Raw genomic sequence first — 16243 nt, 5'->3', positions numbered from 1 at the left:
ATAAGCGTCCAAAACGCAAAACGACCGGCTCGCACGAAACGAGCCGGTCGCTTGGCAAACCGCAGGGCCGTGCAGGCGGCCCTGCGGCTTATATCAGAAGGCTACCGTCATCGACGCGGCGATGGTGGTGCCGATCTTGTAGCGGTTATAATAGACGCGGTTGCCGTCCTGCTCCTGGAACTCCTGGAACTTGCGGCCCAGGATGTTGCGGGCTTCGAACTTGAACTCGCTGTTGATGCCGCCGGGCAGCTTGACGCCCTGCCGCGCCACGAAGTCGAGTTGTACGCCCGGCCGTTCCTTGATGTCCGGCTGCAGGTTGGGACCACGGCTGGTCACGCGGTCGCTGGCATAGGTCAGCAAGAGCGTCTGCTGCGACAGCTTGTCCGTGTCTTCCAGGCCGATCTGCAGGTTGACCAGATGGTCCGACTGACCCGTCAACGGCACGCCGTCGAGGAAGAAGTCGGACGCGGCTGGCGGATCGCCCACAGTGTAGGTGTAGGGGATGGTCGTATCGCCATCCTGCACCTTCAGTTCCGACTGGGTGTAGGTATAGTTGCCGATCAGCACGATGCGGCGGCTCTGGAAGAAGGACGATTCCGACCAGCCGTCGAGCGGGATATATTTCTGCACTTCCAACTCGGCGCCATAGAGCGTCGCTTCGGGCGCGTTGGCAAAGCTGGTCGTGACATTATAGGTGTCGGTGATCGTGGTGTAGGTTTCGATCGGATTGTCGATCTTCTTGTAGAAAGCCGCAGCCGTAATCCGCTCGTCACGCCCCATATACCATTCCGCCCGAACGTCGGCGTTCCACAACTCGCTGTCCTGCAAGAAGGGATTGCCGCGGAAGAAACGGTTGGATTCGGTGTCGAGATAAGGCTGGGCAATCAATTCACGGAATTGCGGCCGGGCAATCGTCTTGGACGCGCTGGCGCGCAACTGCAGACCCCTGGCCGCTTCGACCGTGACCGTCACGGCTGGCAACCAATAATCGTTGCGGATCTCGTTGAACGGGGTCAGCCCCGTGCTGTAGACGTCCACGCCGGTTACCGACATGTCGCCCTTTTCGTAACGAACACCCGCGTTGATCGACAGGCCGGGGAACAGTTCCGCCTGCACCTGACCATAGCCGGCATGGGTCCGCAGCGCTGCGTCATAAACGGGGTAGTTGCCCGAAAATTCCAGCAAGCCGATATCATAGAGCTGGATCGACGCATCCGACAGCAGGAAGTCGGGACGCAACTGCTGCACGGGGACCGGCAGGTTCACCGCATCGAAGTGCAGTTCGTAACGCGACGACCGACGCTTGGTGTCGTTGAAGGCATAGCCTGCCGTCAGCGAGAAGCCCGGTGCGATCTTGTAGCTCAGATCGACGCCCGCGAACCACAGATCTTCGTTCAGGTCGCTGAACGTGACCGACGCATCGCCGCGTTGACGGTTGAGCGCATTGACGAAACGGTCACCGACCGGATCGATGGCCAGATCGCGGTTGGTGCGAACATAGACGAACTCGCGCTCATAGGGCGCTTCCCGCTGCGAATTGGCAAAGCCGCCGCGCATGTCGAGGCTGAGCGCATCAGACAGCTTGAACTCACCGACCAACTGCGTGTCGATCAACTGCCGCTCATACCAGGCGGTATTCTGCTGCAGGAAATCGGCTTCCTGAATGGTGCCATCATTCTGACCGATCGCCAGCGCGCTGCGCTTCAACGTGTCGCGAATATAGAGGTTGGTCCAGCGCAGCTTCTGGTCACCCAGTTCCAGCCCGAAGCCCACGAGGCCGTTGACCGTGACTTCATTGTCGGTGCTGACCTGATTATAGCTGCGGCCCGCACCGGCCGCGACATCGAGCGACGCCTGCTGCAGGTTTTCGCGGGTGCGCCACTTGTTGCTGTACGACGCAGTCGCGATCACACCCAACCGTCCGTCGCTGCCGACATCGACGGCGGTGCCGCCGTTGATCGAGCCCGAAAAGTTGAAGGGCGCGCTGTTGGTCCGCTGAACGACCGACGTGGCGGAGTTCAGGAACTGCATCGAAATGGCCTGCTGTTCGGCCCGGCTGAGATTCGGGAATGGCACGCCGCTATTGATCGCCTGCTGAAGCAGCGGCGGTACATCGCGCGAACTGTCGTCGAAACCGGTCCAGTCGGACTTGGCCCCATAATGGGTATAGCCCATCTGGCCCGACGTTTCGGTATTGGCCGAGCTGCCGACGCCGATTTCCAGATAGCTTTCGCTCGGAATGGCCTTGGTCGTCAGGTTGATGACGCCGCCGCCGAATTCGCCGGGGAAGTTGACCGAATAGGTCTTCTGCACCAGCGTCGAAGCGATCACGCTGGTCGGGAAAATGTCGAGCGGAACGACGCGCTTCAAGGGTTCGGGGCTTGGCAGCGGCGAGCCGTTGAGCAGGGCGAGCGAATAGCGATCGCCAAGACCACGGACATAGACATAGCCGCCCGACACTACCGACAGGCCGGTCACGCGCTGGAGCGAACCGGCGATATCGCCTTCGCCCGTGCGGCGGATGTCGGCGGCGGACAGTACGTTCACCACCTGCGGCGCGGCCTGCGACACATTGCTGGTACGACGGCCGGTGACGACGATGTCCGCACCAGGGATCGACACATCGACCCCGTCCTGCTGCGCGTCTTCTTGGGCAGCGGCGGGCGACACGGCACCACCGGCGTCGATTTGCGCCATGGCCGCAGGCGCGACCAGAGCGGATGAAATCAGGAGCAGGCGCGCCAGGCTGAGCGGCTTCGACATGCTAAATGTCCCCCTTTGGGATATGCAGTGCAAAAGAAGGCGGGGAAGCGCAGATGCACGCTCCCCCGCCCCTGTTGAGGTCGTGGGTCCGATCAGGTCGTCGGAATGGCGGTGCAGTTACCGCTGGTGCTGCCGAAGCTGGCGGTCACCGAGTTGCAGGTCCAACCGGCATACCAGGTGTCGCTGCTGTCCTTGACCGCACCGATATAGTTGGTGGTGTCGAACGCTGCGTCGAGCGTCTTGGGATCGATCGCGGTGCGCGCCGTTTCGGTCGCACCGTTGATGAACAGGCTGGTCAGCGACGGCGTGTAGCTGATCGTGCTGTTCGCACCGGCTTCGAAGATCGACTGGACGGCGGCGGCATCGACGCCACGGCTGCCCTTGAACGGCGTGCTGTTGCACTGCATCACAACCGAGATGTAGCGCGGCTTGCCCGCGTCCTGCAGCGCCGTGTCGGCGTCGCGGGTCGTGGTCGTGCTGTCGATACGCAGGCAGCTGTTGGTCGGCGCAACGATGATGCCGTTGGCCAGCGTCAGGTCCGCACCGCCGCGCAGCAGCATGGCCGAACCGTTGCTGCCCGTGGTCGAACGGTGGATGTAGGTGAAGTTCGCCATCTTCAGATACTGACGCGGCAGCGCATCTTCGCCATTGTTGGCGGCCGAACCACCGTTGGAGTCGGTTTCGAGGAAGCCGTCGCCAATGTCGTTGCCAGCGCGCTGGGCGCTGATGACATATTGCACGGTGCCGCGATAGCCGACGTCGGAGTCGAAGTTATCGTCTTCGTTGCCGGTCAACACCAGATGCTTGAAGTGGACGTTGCCGCCAAAGGCTTCGATGCCATCGTCCGAGCTGTTGTGAACCTGGATGTGGTCAAGCTGCGTGCCGCTGCCGACGCCCGAAGGGGTCAGACCCTGCAATTCGCTGCCACCGGCGAGCGCGAAGCCCGAATAGCGGATCTGCACATAGGACATGCGACCCGAATTGTCGGCATCGTTGGCGCCGCCATACAGAGCGCCGCTGCTGCCTTCCGTGTCACGTTCGCACGCGACCGTGCCGGCCGCTGCTGCAGGCGCGATGCAATCGGTGATCCGCGCACGGCCAAGCAGCACGACGCCGCCCCACTGCTGCGACGTCTGATCGTCGGCGTTGCCCAGGACGTTCGATTCGCTGGTGAAGATGATCGGCTGCGATGGCGTGCCAACAGCATTGATCTTGTTGCCGCGGTTGACGGCCAGATAGGCCGCACCCGTGGTCGCAAACACGACAACGCCGGGCTCGATGTTCAGCGTGACTTCGGTGTTGGTGCTGGCGGCACCCTGGTCGGTGCCGACGTCGACACGGCCGGGGAGCGAGTAAAGAACACCGGCAACCTTCGGCAAAGTGGTGCTTTCGGTGAAGCGGGTCGGGAAACCACAGTTCAGCCAGGTGTTGCCATTCTTGTCCGAAATGGTGCCGCGCGCGGTCAGGTCAGCCGAACCGGAGATGTTGGGGCATTCCGCCGCCGGGGTCACGCCGGTCGGCGTGGGGGTCGGCGTTGGCGTGGGGGTCGGCGTCGGCGTTGGCGTCGGCGCGGGAATGACGATGGTGCCTTCGCCGGGCGAGGAGATGTCGTCTGCGCCGCAAGCGCTCAGACCGACGCAAGCGCAGCTCGCCATCAGGATCGTTTGGATACGGTTAATCTTGGCCATGTCGTCTCCGCTCCGGCTGCTGCCGGGATATGTTCAGGATGCGGAGCGCAGGGGAAAATCGAATCGGATAACGCCCCCTGTCACCCTCAAGGAGGGCAATTAGGCGCGGGACGTGACAGGCTTGTTGGTATTTCATGACACTGGAGCGTCATTTATATGACGATTATATGACTCACATGTCACTATGATGACAATTGCCATAAGGACAAGGGTAAGGGTGCCGCCCTCATGAGCGACACCCTTACCCTATAATACGAACTTGCATGCAAAGGTTGAATAATCAGCGCATGGCGTAGCTGGTCTGGATGCGGCTAATCGCGCGGCGCGCAATGTCGCGCGAAGACGCTTCTTCGCCATTGGCCAGAACCAGCACGGATTCGGGCGCAAAGCGGGCGCTCTTATAGGCATCATGCGCGTCGGCGACGCGACCCATGCCGAGATAAGCGTGACCAAGGTTGATCAGTCGAGCCGGATCGCTCGCCGCATCGGGGCGAACCGCGTTCAGCCGGCGCGCAGCCTTATCGAAATCGCCGCGCATCAGCGATCCTGCGGCCAGGCGGCCATCGGGCACGCCCACGACGACGACCTCGTCCGGTGCGGCCTGAGCCATGCCCGGCGCGACACAAGCCAGCGCAAAACCCATCATTACCGCTACCGTCTTCATCCCAATTCTCCTGAAAAAAACTTCTTACTATAGCCAGGAGTATTTCATTTAGATGACATGGACGCAAGAGTGCGCATTTTCGATGAAACAAATTTGTTTCACGTAAAAACAGCAGCTTATGAATATTTCATCCCACTGTCATAAAATCGTAATCGAAAGGACAGGTTCATGTCCATCGATTCGCGACGTGAGTCGCGGGTAAGGCTCCGGCGAAGATCGCACGCGAGGCCAAGAACAACGATGTCAGGGAATAAGGTCCGGGAGGTTCTGTTGCCCGGCCCTCCCGGAGGCCGCTGAATTCCCTTCTGTTGCCCGGTGGGTTCAACCGCGCTATTTTAGGGTAACGTCAGGCCGTGAGGCCCTCAGTTACGCTGCAATGGCGAGTGCTTCGTTATCGTTGGCACTTGTGAGTTTTGCACAGTTTAACGGCTTACACGGGCCGGGTAAAAACATCGCCTTTGAACACACGTCGATCCTAGTTCGGCCCCGTCAGACATCCCGCCGGGCATGACGCCCATCGGGATATGTGGTGGAACCGCCGGGTACTGCCCCCGGGTCCGCTGCGTCTATTATACGACACAATTTATCACCATAGCCGGGCGAACCCGGCACGCTCTATATGCGCGCGCCCGCACGGCTTTTCAAGATGTTCCGTCAGCGTTGCACGCCGACAGACTCTATCAACCCGCCGACCGTGGCTGCCGCGCCAGGAACAGGGACGACCGCACCACAGGCGTATCGATCAGCTTGCCCTTCATCAGCGTCCGTAAGCGCTCGGCCCCGTCAGGGTTCAGCATCACGACCCGCGTGCCCCCGGCCGGCAGCGCCTCGATGGTCGAAATCGCGAGAGTGTGGCGTTCGCACATGGCTTTGACGTCGGCCAGTTCCGCCTTGATATTGATCGCGCGGCTCATATGCCCTGGTCCTTCGAACCAGTGCGACAGCCTATATAATGGTTGAGATCGCCCAAGAGGGTCGCTCCTTGCTGGCAAGCGGGAGCGCGATCGTCTCTCGGTCACGCGAATGCTTGCAGGCAGGGTTCGCGTCGATGGCTGCCCATAGCAGGCGCAACGCCCTTTTGTCCCGATGTTTCGGCTGCGATATTTCTTCACACGCGCCCGCTTCCCCTCGCCCGCCGACCGCCCTATAGCCTTGTCCCCATGATCCTCGTCATCGACAATTATGACAGCTTCACCTGGAACCTGGTCCATTATCTGATGGAACTGGGCGCGCGGGTCGAAGTCGTCCGCAACGACGCCATTTCGGCGGGCCAGGCCCTCTCCAGCGGCGCCAAGGCCTTCCTGCTCTCGCCCGGCCCCTGTACGCCGAACGAAGCGGGCGTCAGCCTCGACCTCGTCGCCGCCTGCGCCGACGCGGGCGCCCCCCTGCTCGGCGTATGCCTTGGCCATCAGGCGATCGGCCAGCATTTCGGCGGCAAGGTCGTGCGCGGCGGCCTCATGCACGGCAAGACCTCACCCGTCACCCATGACGGCACCGGCTTGTTCGCGGGCATCCCCTCGCCCTTCACCGCCACCCGCTACCACTCGTTGATCGTCGAGAATATTCCCGCCGAACTGGTGGTCAACGCGACCAGCGAGGATGGCTCGGTCATGGGCTTCCGCCACGCGACCCTGCCGATCCACTCGGTCCAATTCCACCCCGAAAGCATCGCGACCGAACATGGCCACGACATGCTGGCCAATTTCATGCGGATCGCCGGCATGAAGGTGAAGACGCGCGAAGCCGCCTGACGCCTGTCCTATCGGGATGGGCTTTGCTATGCTGCGCCGGTCACTTTCCAAATCTGTCGGCAATAGGAAATCATATTTCAAATTGTGCGGGAAAAGTGCGAAGTTAAGCCCAAACGGCCTCTCGACTTACCGGCCCTGTCCCGACTAAGGCGAAGCGTCATGACCCGCCTGCCCGACCCCTCCTCGCCGCTCGACGCGCAGGCTGCCGCCATCGCCTTCGACCTGCTGTTCGATGCGGACCTGCCGGAAGCGGAGATCGCGACCTTCCTCGTCACCATGGCCCGACGCGGCGAAAGCGCGATCGAGATCGCCGCCGCCGCCCGCGCCATGCGCGCCCGCATGATCCCGGTCACTGCCCCCGCCGGAGCCATCGACGTCTGCGGCACCGGCGGCGATGGCCATCACACGCTCAACGTCTCGACCGCCGTCTCGCTGGTGGTCGCCGCCGCTGGCGTACCGGTCGCCAAACATGGCAATCGCGCGGCGTCCTCCAAGGCCGGAGCGGCCGACACGCTCGAAGCGCTGGGCCTGAATCTCGACCATGCCGCCACCACCGCCGAAGCGACGCTCGCGGATCTGGGCATCGGCTTCCTCTTCGCCCAAAACTACCACCCAGCGCTCAAGCGCCTCGGCCCCATCCGCAAGGCGATCGGTGAGCGTACCATCTTCAACCTGATGGGACCGCTGGCCAATCCGGCCGGCGTCCGCCGCCAGTTGGTCGGCATCGCCCGCCCGGCCTATGTCCCCATCTATGCGGAGGCGCTGGCCGAACTGGGCGTCGACCGGGCCATGATCGTATCGGGCGACGAAGGGCTGGACGAACTCTCGCTGGCGGGCGGCAATGACATGGCCGAAGTTACTGGCCACCGCCTGATCGCGATGCACCGCATCACTGCCGCGGAACTCGGCCTGTCCACCCATCCGGTCGAAGCCATCAGAGGCGGTGACGCGGCGCATAATGCCGCCGCCCTGCGCGCGCTGCTCCAGGGCGAGACTGGCCCCTATCGCGACGCCGTGCTGCTCAACGCCGCCGCCGCCTTTGTCGTCGCGGATGCCGTTGCCGACCTGCGCGAAGGCGTCGAGGAAGCCGCCGAGACGATCGACCGCGGCCTTGCCAACGCCCTGCTCAATTGCTGGATTGCCTATACATGACCAACAAGCTGATCGAGATTTGCGATTTCAAGCGCGAAGATGTCGCCCGGCGCAAAGCCGCAACCAGCATAGCCGCGCTCCACGCCCGCGCCAGCGAACAGACGCCCCCACGCGGCTTCCGCAAGGCGCTGGACGATGCCGCCCGCTCCGGCTTCGGCCTGATCGCCGAGGTCAAGAAGGCCAGCCCCTCCAAGGGGCTAATCCGCGCAGATTTCGATCCCCCCGCCCATGCCCAGGCCTATGCCGCGGGCGGCGCGGCCTGCCTTTCGGTCCTGACCGACGAACCCTATTTTCAGGGTCATGACGATTATCTGATGGCCGCCCGGTCTGCCTGCGCGCTGCCGGTGCTGCGCAAGGATTTCATCGTCGATCCCTGGCAGATCCTCGAAAGCCGCGCGCTCGGTGCCGACGCCATCCTCATCATCGTCGCTGCCCTGGACGATGCGCAAATGAAGGATATCGAGGATACCGCGCTTGGCCTCGGCATGGACGCGCTCATAGAGGTGCATGACGAAGCCGAACTCGACCGCGCGCTGAAACTTCGCTCACGCCTGATCGGCGTCAATAATCGCGACCTGCGCGACTTCACCGTCGACTTCGCCCGCACCTACGAACTGGTGGGCAAAGCTCCCGAAGGCTGCACCTTCGTCGCCGAAAGCGGCCTGACCGGCCATGCCGACCTCACCGCCATGGCCGACCATGGCGTCCGCTGCTTCCTCGTCGGGGAAACATTGATGCGACAGGCCGATGTCGAAGCCGCCACTCGCCACCTGCTGACCGGCGCATGAGCGACCTCACCCATCTCGACCCAGACGGCGCAGCCCGCATGGTCGACGTGTCGGCGAAAGCCGTGACCGCGCGCGAAGCCGTGGCGGACGGACGGATCGAGATGAGCGAGGAGGCCGCCGCCGCCATCCTCGCGGGCCTGGTCAAGAAGGGCGACGTCCTCGCCGTCGCGCGGGTCGCGGGCATCATGGCGGCCAAGCGCACCGCCGATCTCATCCCGCTCTGCCACCCGATCGCGCTCAGCGCCGTGACGATCGATTTCGACCTGGACGATACTGGCGTCCGCGTCACCGCCACCGCCCGCACCGCAGGCCAGACCGGCGTCGAGATGGAAGCGCTGACCGCCGCCTCCGTCGCTCTGCTCACCATCTACGACATGGCCAAGGCGATCGACAAAGCAATGGTCATCGACGGCGTCCGCCTGCTCAGCAAGACCGGCGGCAAGTCGGGCGACTGGCACAGGCCATGAGCCTGCTGCCGGTTGCGGAGGCGCAAGCCCGCTTGTTCGCACTGGCCGAGCGGCTGCCCGCCGAAAACGTGTCAGTGACGGCCTGCGCCGGTCGCTGGCTCGCCCACGATATCCTCGCGCAGCGCGCCCAGCCTTGGGCCGACCTTAGCGCCATGGATGGCTATGCCGTGCGCGCCGCGGAGGCTCCCGGCCCCTGGCGCGTCACCATGATCAGCAGCGCAGGCGGCACACCGCCACCGCCCCTTGCTCCGGGCGAAGCCTGCCGCATCTTCACCGGCGCGCCCTTGCCCGAAGGGGCCGACGCCATCCTGATCCAGGAAAATGCGACCCGCCACGGCGACAGCCTCACCGCCACCGCCGCCCCGCTTCCCCCCGGTCGCCATGTCCGCCCCGCCGCGTCGGACTTCGCAAAAGGCACCCCCCTGCTCAAAGCAGGCTCACGGCTCGGCCCGACCCAGATCGCGCTGGCCGTACTGGGCGGCCACGGTCACTTGCCCGTCAGACAGCGGCCCAAGATCGCGCTGCTTTCGACCGGCGACGAACTGGTGCCGCCCGGCGCACCAACCCCGCCGGGCGCTCTCCCCTCTTCCAACGCCCCCATGCTCGTCGCAATGCTGGCCGCCTTGCCCTGCGAGGTCATCGACCTCGGCATCGTAGCCGACGATCTCAACGCCATGGTGAACGCGCTCGATCGCGCCCGCCAGGCCGACATCATCGTCTCGACCGGCGGCGCATCGGTCGGCGATCATGACATGGTCCGCCCCGCCCTCGCACAAGCCGGCGGCACGCTCGATTTCTGGAAGATCGCAATGCGCCCCGGCAAGCCGCTGATGGCCGGACGGATCGGCGATGCGCTGTTCCTGGGCCTGCCCGGCAATCCCGTCTCCGCCTTCGTCACCGGCACGCTGTTCCTGCTCCCGCTGGTTCGCCATATGGCAGGCGCAAGCGCTCCGCTCCCCCCCCTTCACGAAGCCCGCCTCGCATCCCCCCTCCCCGCCACCGGCGACCGCGACGATTATCTGCGCGCCTTCCGCAGCGACGGCGGCATCGTCTCGGTCACATCGCAAGACAGCGCCGCCACCGCCGCCATGGCCCTGGCCGACTGCCTGATCCGCCGCCCCGCCGCTTCCCCCCCCGCCGCCACCGGCGACACGGTGCAAATTCTGCCCCTGCCCTGATCCACCCGACGCTTGACTAACCTTCATCTGTTTCCTATGCGTTCCTTATACGTTCCACGGAGGACCGCAGCCATGTTGACGCCCAAACAGCAGGAATTGCTGAGCTTCATTCAAACCCGGTTGGAAGAAGGCGGCGTGTCGCCCTCTTTCGAGGAGATGAAGGATGCGCTGGATCTGCGCTCCAAGTCGGGCATTCACCGCCTGATCAATGCGCTCGAAGAACGCGGCTTCATCCGCCGCCTGCCCAATCGCGCGCGCGCGCTCGAAGTCTTGAAGCTGCCCGATGCCATGCACCGCATCCCGGCCCCGGTCATCGCGCCCAAACCGCAGGTGTCGGCACCACAACTCATTGCCGCCAACGACGTGATCGAAATCCCGATGCACGGCCGGATCGCGGCAGGCGTCCCGATCGAAGCGATGGAAGGGCAAACGATGTTGTCCGTTCCTGCCGCGCTCCTTGGCGCAGGCGACCATTATGCGCTGGAAGTATCCGGCGATTCGATGATGGAGGCTGGCATTCTCGACGGTGACTTCGCGCTGATCCAACGGACCGAAGTCGCGCGCGAAGGTCAGATCGTCGTTGCCCTGATCGACGAGAATGAAGCCACGCTCAAATATTTCCGCCGCGAAGGGCAAAGGGTCCGTCTCGACCCGGCCAACAGCGCCTATGAACCGCAAATCTACGACCCGCGCCAAGTCCAGATTCAGGGCAAGCTCGCCGGGCTGCTGCGCCGCTATAATTGAGATCGGGGCCGCGCATACAACGGGCGCGGTTTCGACGGATAATAGCGGCGCGATCGCTTAGGGGGCGGCACCATCCAGGGGTGGGCGTCCCCAGCCTGACGCACCGTGCGAATGGTGGCATGGTCCAGATCGATGGCCATGCCGCCGGTTCGCGCCAACAGGCGGCGGTCGATCTTGAGCCAGCGCGGGCGGCACCAGCGCGGCAGGCCACGATCGGCAATCACGATGTCCGCCGCCGCGCAATCGCGGGCGAAGGTCACGCGGTCCACCAGCATAAAGCTGCGGGTTATGAGTAACTGCCAACGCCGCCCGGCCGCCATCAAACCGACCGCGCATAGATCATCCGAACAGCGCGCCTGCGGCAGTCGCGCAATCGGTTCCAACGTCCCGTCATAGCCCGCGCTCTCCGACAACACATCGCGCACATAGTCGCCCGCCCCCGCGCGCAATATCGCCATGCGCCCATCGGGCGTGCGCACCGCGACATGACGGCCATCGCCGGTCACTAAAATGTCGGGCGGCGACAGCAGCAATATGGCTATGACGCCCGCCGCCACTGGCCCCAATCCCAGCCAACGCCACCGGCTGCGCCACAGCAAACACCAGAGCAGCCCCGCCATCATCCCTGCAAAAACGAACGGCGGCACCGACGGCGTCAACATCGTCGCCCAAGGACTGGCCGACACCCCATGGGCGATCATCAACAGCACCGTCAGCGCCTTCTGCGTCAACCACCAGAAAGGCGCGCCGAGGCCGACCAGATCGAACAGCAAGGCCAGCGCCTCCAGCGGCATCACGACAAAGGTGGTCAGCGGAATCGCGACGATATTGGCAAAAGCCCCCAACATGCCCGCCTTGTGAAAATGGAACAGCGCGATCGGCATCAGCACCAGTTCGATGACGAAGCCCGTGGCCAATGTCACCAACAGCATCCGGCCGATCTTGCGCCAACGCGCCTCGTCCCGCGCGGCGGCAAAGGCTCGGAATCGCTTATGTTCGGCCAAGGCCACCAGCGCCGTGACGGCGGCAAAACTCATCTGAAAGCTCGGCCCGACCAGCGCTTCGGGCCAGATGATAAGCACGATCAGCGCACCCGTCGCCACCAGCCGCAGCGTGATCGCATCCCGCCCCATCGCTAGACCGCCCAGCACCAGCAGCGCCGCGATGCAGGACCGCACAGTCGGCACCTCCGCCCCCGTCAGCAACGTATAGCCGACCCCCGCCAGCGCGCCCCCCGTGGCCGCGATCAGCATCAAAGGCCAGTTGAGCGCCGCCCGGCGGCTGAGCGCCATCACCCGCATCAACAGAAAGATGACAGCCCCGATCAGCGCCGTCACATGCAACCCACTGATCGACAACAAATGCGCCAACCCGCTATTGCGCATCGCTTCGGCATCCACCTCGGCAATGGCCCCCTGATCGCCGGTCGCCAGTGCGATTGCGATGCCCTTCGCCGGATCGTCTACTTGTCCGGCAATATGCGTAAACAACCGCGCCCGCAGCCGCGGCGCACCTGTGGCAGGCCGCACCATCTCGATCGGCTTCAGCGCCTTGCCGGTCGCGCCTATGCCCTGGAAATAGGCCCGTGCGGCAAAATCACAGCCCCCCGGCACGCTGGGCGGCGCTGGCGGCATCAACCGCACCCGAAAGCGAATCCGCGCACCCTCGCCCAACCCATCGGGCACGTCGCTCTCCGCGATATTGACCCGGATGACTTGCGGCAGGGTCGGCGCGCCGACCGGCCGCAGCATCGCCCGCACCATCTGCTGCGCCGGAACCGCACGCACCGACAGGACATCGCCCGTGACCTGCACGAACGTCGCCCGCGCCAGCGGCGGCTCCCCCAGCATCAGTGCCTTCCCCCAGATGAGAACACACCCCATGCAGGCCAGCACCCCGCCCGCCACCATCATCCGCCGCAACCGCGCGCCTTCGGGCAGCAAAACCCCCACACAGCCCAGCGCTAACGCACCGCAGCAAAAGGCCAGCCACGCCATCCGGTGCGGCAACGCGAACCAGGTCGCGATGCCCACTCCCAAGGCGATCGGCGCCCAAAGCGGCACCTGCTCCCGCTCTTTCTCCAGCCAGCGCTCCACCCCTGTAAACCCGGCGCGCAGGCGTGTGGCGACCTCGACCATAAGGGAGGTTTGTCGTGGCTCGAAAGCCATGCTAGGGGGCATCGCATCCATGGATCAGAAGGGCGAATGTCAGGCAATATGGCGGTGAACGCAACGGGAATGAACAAGCCGGTGGTGACCCGTTTCGCCCCCTCGCCAACAGGCTTCCTCCATATCGGCGGTGCCCGCACCGCCTTGTTCAACTGGCTGTTCGCCCGTCATCATGGCGGCAAGTTCCTGCTGCGGATCGAGGATACCGACCGCGCCCGTTCGACCGAGGAAGCGGTCGCCGCGATCTTCGACGGGCTGGACTGGCTTGGCCTTGGCGGCGATGAACCGCCCGTGTTCCAGTTCGAGCGGACACCGCGCCATGCCGAAGTCGCCAACGCCATGCTGGCGGGCGGCCATGCCTATAAATGCTATGCCACGCCGGAAGAACTGGCCGCGCTCCGTGAAGAACAGCGCGCCGCCAAGAAGCCGATGCGCTATGATGGCCGCTGGCGCGATCGCGCACCCGAAGAGGCGCCCGAAGGTGCCCCCTTCGTCATCCGCCTCAAGGCACCACGCGAAGGCGAGACAGTGATCGAGGATGCGGTCCAGGGGCGCGTCGTTGTGCAGAATGCCGAGCTGGACGACATGATCCTGCTGCGGTCGGACGGCACGCCCACTTACATGCTGGCCGTGGTTGTGGACGATCATGACATGGGCGTCACCCATGTCATTCGCGGCGACGATCATCTCAACAACGCCTTCCGCCAACTGTGCATCCTCCGCGCGATGGAATGGGAAGAGCCGATCTACGCGCATATCCCGCTGATCCACGGATCGGACGGAGCGAAATTGTCGAAGCGCCATGGCGCGCTCGGCGTCGACGCCTATCGCGACGAGATGGGGATGCTGCCCGAAGCGGTGCTGAACTATCTGCTGCGCCTGGGCTGGGGCCATGGCGACGAGGAATTCATCCCCACCGCCCGCGCCATCGAACTGTTCGATATTGCGGGCGTCGGCCGCTCGCCGTCGCGCTTCGACATCAAGAAGCTGGAGAATCTTAACGGCCATTATCTGCGCGAAGCCGATGATGCCCGCCTGGCTGCACTAGTGGCGCCCCGCGTAGAAGCCCGGCTGGGCAAGCCATTGCCGGACACTGGTCTAGCACTTTTGGGCGAGGCGATGGCTTCGCTCAAACCCCGCGCCAAAACGCTTAACGAAATTGCGGAGGGCGCTGAATTTCTGTTCAAAAATTGCCCGCTCGATTTTGACGAAAAGGCGTCGGCTCTGCTAGACGAATCGGCACGCGCGCTGCTGGCAAAGACCGCCGACGCTCTCTCGACCACGCCTGTCTGGACGGTCGAAGCGATCGAAGACGCGATACGCCGCGTGGCAGAGGATGCCGGTCTGGCACTGGGCAAGGTTGCGCAGCCTTTGCGGGCCGCGCTCACCGGGCGCACCGTCTCGCCGGGGATTTTCGATGTCCTCTTCCTGTTGGGGAAAGAGGAAAGCTTGGAACGGCTGACCGCTGTGGGCACGCACGGTTAAGTTGATGGCACTCAAGGAGAACAATATGTTGGATAATAATGCCACTTTGACCGTCGGAGGAGCGACGAAAGACTATGCCGTCATGGACGGTTCGGTCGGTCCCCAGGTCATCGACGTTCGCAAGCTGTACGCCAACACCGGCATGTTCACCTATGATCCGGGCTTCACCTCGACGGCGAGCTGCGAATCCGGCCTGACCTATATCGATGGCGACGAAGGCGTTTTGCTGCATCGCGGCTATCCGATCGGCCAGCTGGCCGAAGAATCCAGCTTCATGGAAGTCTGTTACCTGCTGCTGAACGGCGAATTGCCGTCCAAGACCGAGCTGGACGACTTCATCACCACCATCACGCGCCATACCATGGTGCATGAACAGCTCACCACCTTCTATCGCGGCTTCCGTCGCGACGCGCATCCCATGGCGATCATGTGCGGCGTGGTCGGTGCCCTGTCGGCCTTCTATCATGACTCGACCGACATCAACGATCCGCTGCAGCGCAAGATCGCCAGCCACCGTCTGATCGCCAAGATGCCGACGATCGCGGCGATGGCGTATAAATATTCGGTGGGCCAGCCCTTCGTCTATCCGCGCAACGACCTGTCCTACACCGCCAATTTCCTGCGCATGACCTTCTCGGTCCCGGCGGAAGAATATATCCCCGATCCGGTGATCGTGGACGCCATGGACAAGATTTTCATCCTCCATGCCGACCATGAACAGAACGCCTCGACCTCGACCGTGCGTCTGGCAGGGTCTTCGGGCGCCAACCCCTTCGCCTGCATCGCGGCGGGCATCGCCTGCCTGTGGGGTCCGGCGCATGGCGGCGCGAACGAAGCCGCGCTCAACATGCTCCGCGAAATCGGCACCGTCGACAAGATCCCGGAATATATCGCCCGCGCCAAGAACAAGGACGATCCGTTCCGCCTGATGGGCTTTGGCCATCGCGTCTACAAGAATTACGATCCGCGCGCGACGGTCATGCAGAAGACCGCCAAGGACGTGCTGGAGAAGCTGGGCGTCAACGATCCCGTCTTCGACGTCGCCAAGGAACTGGAGCAGATCGCGCTCAACGATCCCTATTTCATCGAAAAGAAGCTTTACCCCAATGTGGACTTCTATTCGGGCGTGATTTTGTCGGCGATCGGCTTCCCGACCGAGATGTTCACCGTCCTCTTCGCCCTCGCCCGCACCGTCGGCTGGGTGGCGCAGTGGAACGAAATGATCTCCGACCCAGCGCAGAAGATCGGCCGTCCGCGCCAACTCTACACCGGCCCGACGCAGCGCGACTATGTGCCCGTCGACAAGCGCTGATCCGGGCTGAGGCTGAAACACGAAACGGCGCTCCGAAAGGGGCGCCGTTTTTCGTCGTGCGGGCAATATAGGGTATGATGACT

General features: G+C 63.7%; 13 protein-coding genes and 1 other RNA gene. 8 read left to right on the top strand and 6 right to left on the bottom strand.

The window, feature by feature from the left end; translation table 11 throughout:
* Positions 1-93: 93 nt before the first annotated feature.
* From ACZ2HM_RS04745 to ACZ2HM_RS04725, 5 genes are all read right to left on the bottom strand, one after another.
* The gene (locus tag ACZ2HM_RS04745; protein ID WP_470426368.1) at positions 94-2763 is read right to left on the bottom strand and encodes a TonB-dependent receptor domain-containing protein; all 2670 of its coding nucleotides are present in this window, start codon (positions 2761-2763) and stop codon (positions 94-96) included.
* Between the two features lie 92 nt (positions 2764-2855).
* A complete protein-coding gene (locus tag ACZ2HM_RS04740) occupies positions 2856-4451 on the bottom strand; it encodes a hypothetical protein (RefSeq protein ID WP_313924182.1) in 1596 nt (531 codons plus the stop codon).
* Positions 4452-4731: 280 nt separating this feature from the next.
* Positions 4732-5115 (bottom strand): tetratricopeptide repeat protein, encoded by a 384-nt coding sequence (locus ACZ2HM_RS04735; RefSeq protein ID WP_470426367.1) that lies wholly within the window; start codon positions 5113-5115, stop codon positions 4732-4734.
* A gap of 294 nt (positions 5116-5409) precedes the next feature.
* Positions 5410-5764: a transfer-messenger RNA gene (gene ssrA / locus ACZ2HM_RS04730) on the bottom strand.
* A 31-nt stretch (positions 5765-5795) separates the two neighbouring features.
* Positions 5796-6029: a hypothetical protein gene (locus tag ACZ2HM_RS04725; protein ID WP_037477557.1), complete on the bottom strand. Its 234-nt coding sequence runs from the start codon at positions 6027-6029 to the stop codon at positions 5796-5798.
* A 246-nt stretch (positions 6030-6275) separates the two neighbouring features.
* On the opposite strand from ACZ2HM_RS04725, the gene ACZ2HM_RS04720 reads away from it, so the two are divergent.
* The 6 genes from ACZ2HM_RS04720 (at position 6276) to lexA (ending at position 11195) form a co-directional block, all read left to right on the top strand.
* Positions 6276-6866: an anthranilate synthase component II gene (locus ACZ2HM_RS04720; protein WP_349633842.1), complete on the top strand. Its 591-nt coding sequence runs from the start codon at positions 6276-6278 to the stop codon at positions 6864-6866.
* Positions 6867-7025: 159 nt separating this feature from the next.
* Positions 7026-8018, top strand: coding sequence for an anthranilate phosphoribosyltransferase (gene trpD / locus ACZ2HM_RS04715; RefSeq protein ID WP_470426366.1), 993 nt, complete (start codon positions 7026-7028; stop codon positions 8016-8018).
* Positions 8015-8806, top strand: coding sequence for an indole-3-glycerol phosphate synthase TrpC (trpC, locus tag ACZ2HM_RS04710; RefSeq protein ID WP_313924179.1), 792 nt, complete (start codon positions 8015-8017; stop codon positions 8804-8806). The genes trpD and trpC overlap by 4 nt, the downstream gene beginning before the upstream one ends.
* Positions 8803-9273 carry a cyclic pyranopterin monophosphate synthase MoaC gene (moaC, locus tag ACZ2HM_RS04705; protein WP_470426365.1) on the top strand — a complete coding sequence of 157 codons (471 nt, stop codon included), beginning with the start codon at positions 8803-8805 and terminating at the stop codon, positions 9271-9273. Before trpC ends, moaC begins: the two co-directional genes overlap by 4 nt.
* Entirely contained in the window at positions 9270-10451 is a 1182-nt protein-coding gene (locus tag ACZ2HM_RS04700) for a molybdopterin molybdotransferase MoeA (RefSeq protein ID WP_470426364.1), read from the top strand. Before moaC ends, ACZ2HM_RS04700 begins: the two co-directional genes overlap by 4 nt.
* Before the next feature lie 72 nt (positions 10452-10523).
* A complete protein-coding gene (lexA, locus tag ACZ2HM_RS04695; RefSeq protein ID WP_037477569.1) occupies positions 10524-11195 on the top strand; it encodes a transcriptional repressor LexA in 672 nt (223 codons plus the stop codon).
* Here the strand turns inward: lexA and ACZ2HM_RS04690 are convergent.
* Positions 11186-13333: a ComEC/Rec2 family competence protein gene (locus ACZ2HM_RS04690; protein WP_470426363.1), complete on the bottom strand. Its 2148-nt coding sequence runs from the start codon at positions 13331-13333 to the stop codon at positions 11186-11188. The two genes, lexA and ACZ2HM_RS04690, sit on opposite strands and share 10 nt — an antisense overlap.
* Before the next feature lie 66 nt (positions 13334-13399).
* Here ACZ2HM_RS04690 and gltX point away from each other — a divergent pair, with 66 nt between their 5' ends.
* Positions 13400-14848 carry a glutamate--tRNA ligase gene (gene gltX / locus ACZ2HM_RS04685; protein ID WP_237748761.1) on the top strand — a complete coding sequence of 483 codons (1449 nt, stop codon included), beginning with the start codon at positions 13400-13402 and terminating at the stop codon, positions 14846-14848.
* Positions 14849-14873: 25 nt separating this feature from the next.
* Positions 14874-16160, top strand: coding sequence for a citrate synthase (gene gltA / locus ACZ2HM_RS04680; RefSeq protein WP_470426362.1), 1287 nt, complete (start codon positions 14874-14876; stop codon positions 16158-16160).
* Positions 16161-16243: the final 83 nt, after the last annotated feature.

The sequence above is a fragment of the Sphingobium sp. KKT206 genome (genome assembly GCF_055640555.1).
This window is presented reverse-complemented; position numbering and strand designations above follow the sequence as displayed.

Bases quoted from the DNA above. Each gene is read 5' to 3' on its own strand.
- ACZ2HM_RS04745 (WP_470426368.1), bottom strand. From the start codon at position 2,763: ATGTCGAAGCCGCTCAGCCTGGCGCGCCTGCTCCTGATTTCATCCGCT.
- ACZ2HM_RS04740 (WP_313924182.1), bottom strand. From the start codon at position 4,451: ATGGCCAAGATTAACCGTATCCAAACGATCCTGATGGCGAGCTGCGCT.
- ACZ2HM_RS04735 (WP_470426367.1), bottom strand. From the start codon at position 5,115: ATGAAGACGGTAGCGGTAATGATGGGTTTTGCGCTGGCTTGTGTCGCG.
- ACZ2HM_RS04725 (WP_037477557.1), bottom strand. From the start codon at position 6,029: ATGAGCCGCGCGATCAATATCAAGGCGGAACTGGCCGACGTCAAAGCC.
- ACZ2HM_RS04720 (WP_349633842.1), top strand. From the start codon at position 6,276: ATGATCCTCGTCATCGACAATTATGACAGCTTCACCTGGAACCTGGTC.
- trpD (WP_470426366.1), top strand. From the start codon at position 7,026: ATGACCCGCCTGCCCGACCCCTCCTCGCCGCTCGACGCGCAGGCTGCC.
- trpC (WP_313924179.1), top strand. From the start codon at position 8,015: ATGACCAACAAGCTGATCGAGATTTGCGATTTCAAGCGCGAAGATGTC.
- moaC (WP_470426365.1), top strand. From the start codon at position 8,803: ATGAGCGACCTCACCCATCTCGACCCAGACGGCGCAGCCCGCATGGTC.
- ACZ2HM_RS04700 (WP_470426364.1), top strand. From the start codon at position 9,270: ATGAGCCTGCTGCCGGTTGCGGAGGCGCAAGCCCGCTTGTTCGCACTG.
- lexA (WP_037477569.1), top strand. From the start codon at position 10,524: ATGTTGACGCCCAAACAGCAGGAATTGCTGAGCTTCATTCAAACCCGG.
- ACZ2HM_RS04690 (WP_470426363.1), bottom strand. From the start codon at position 13,333: ATGGTCGAGGTCGCCACACGCCTGCGCGCCGGGTTTACAGGGGTGGAG.
- gltX (WP_237748761.1), top strand. From the start codon at position 13,400: ATGTCAGGCAATATGGCGGTGAACGCAACGGGAATGAACAAGCCGGTG.
- gltA (WP_470426362.1), top strand. From the start codon at position 14,874: ATGTTGGATAATAATGCCACTTTGACCGTCGGAGGAGCGACGAAAGAC.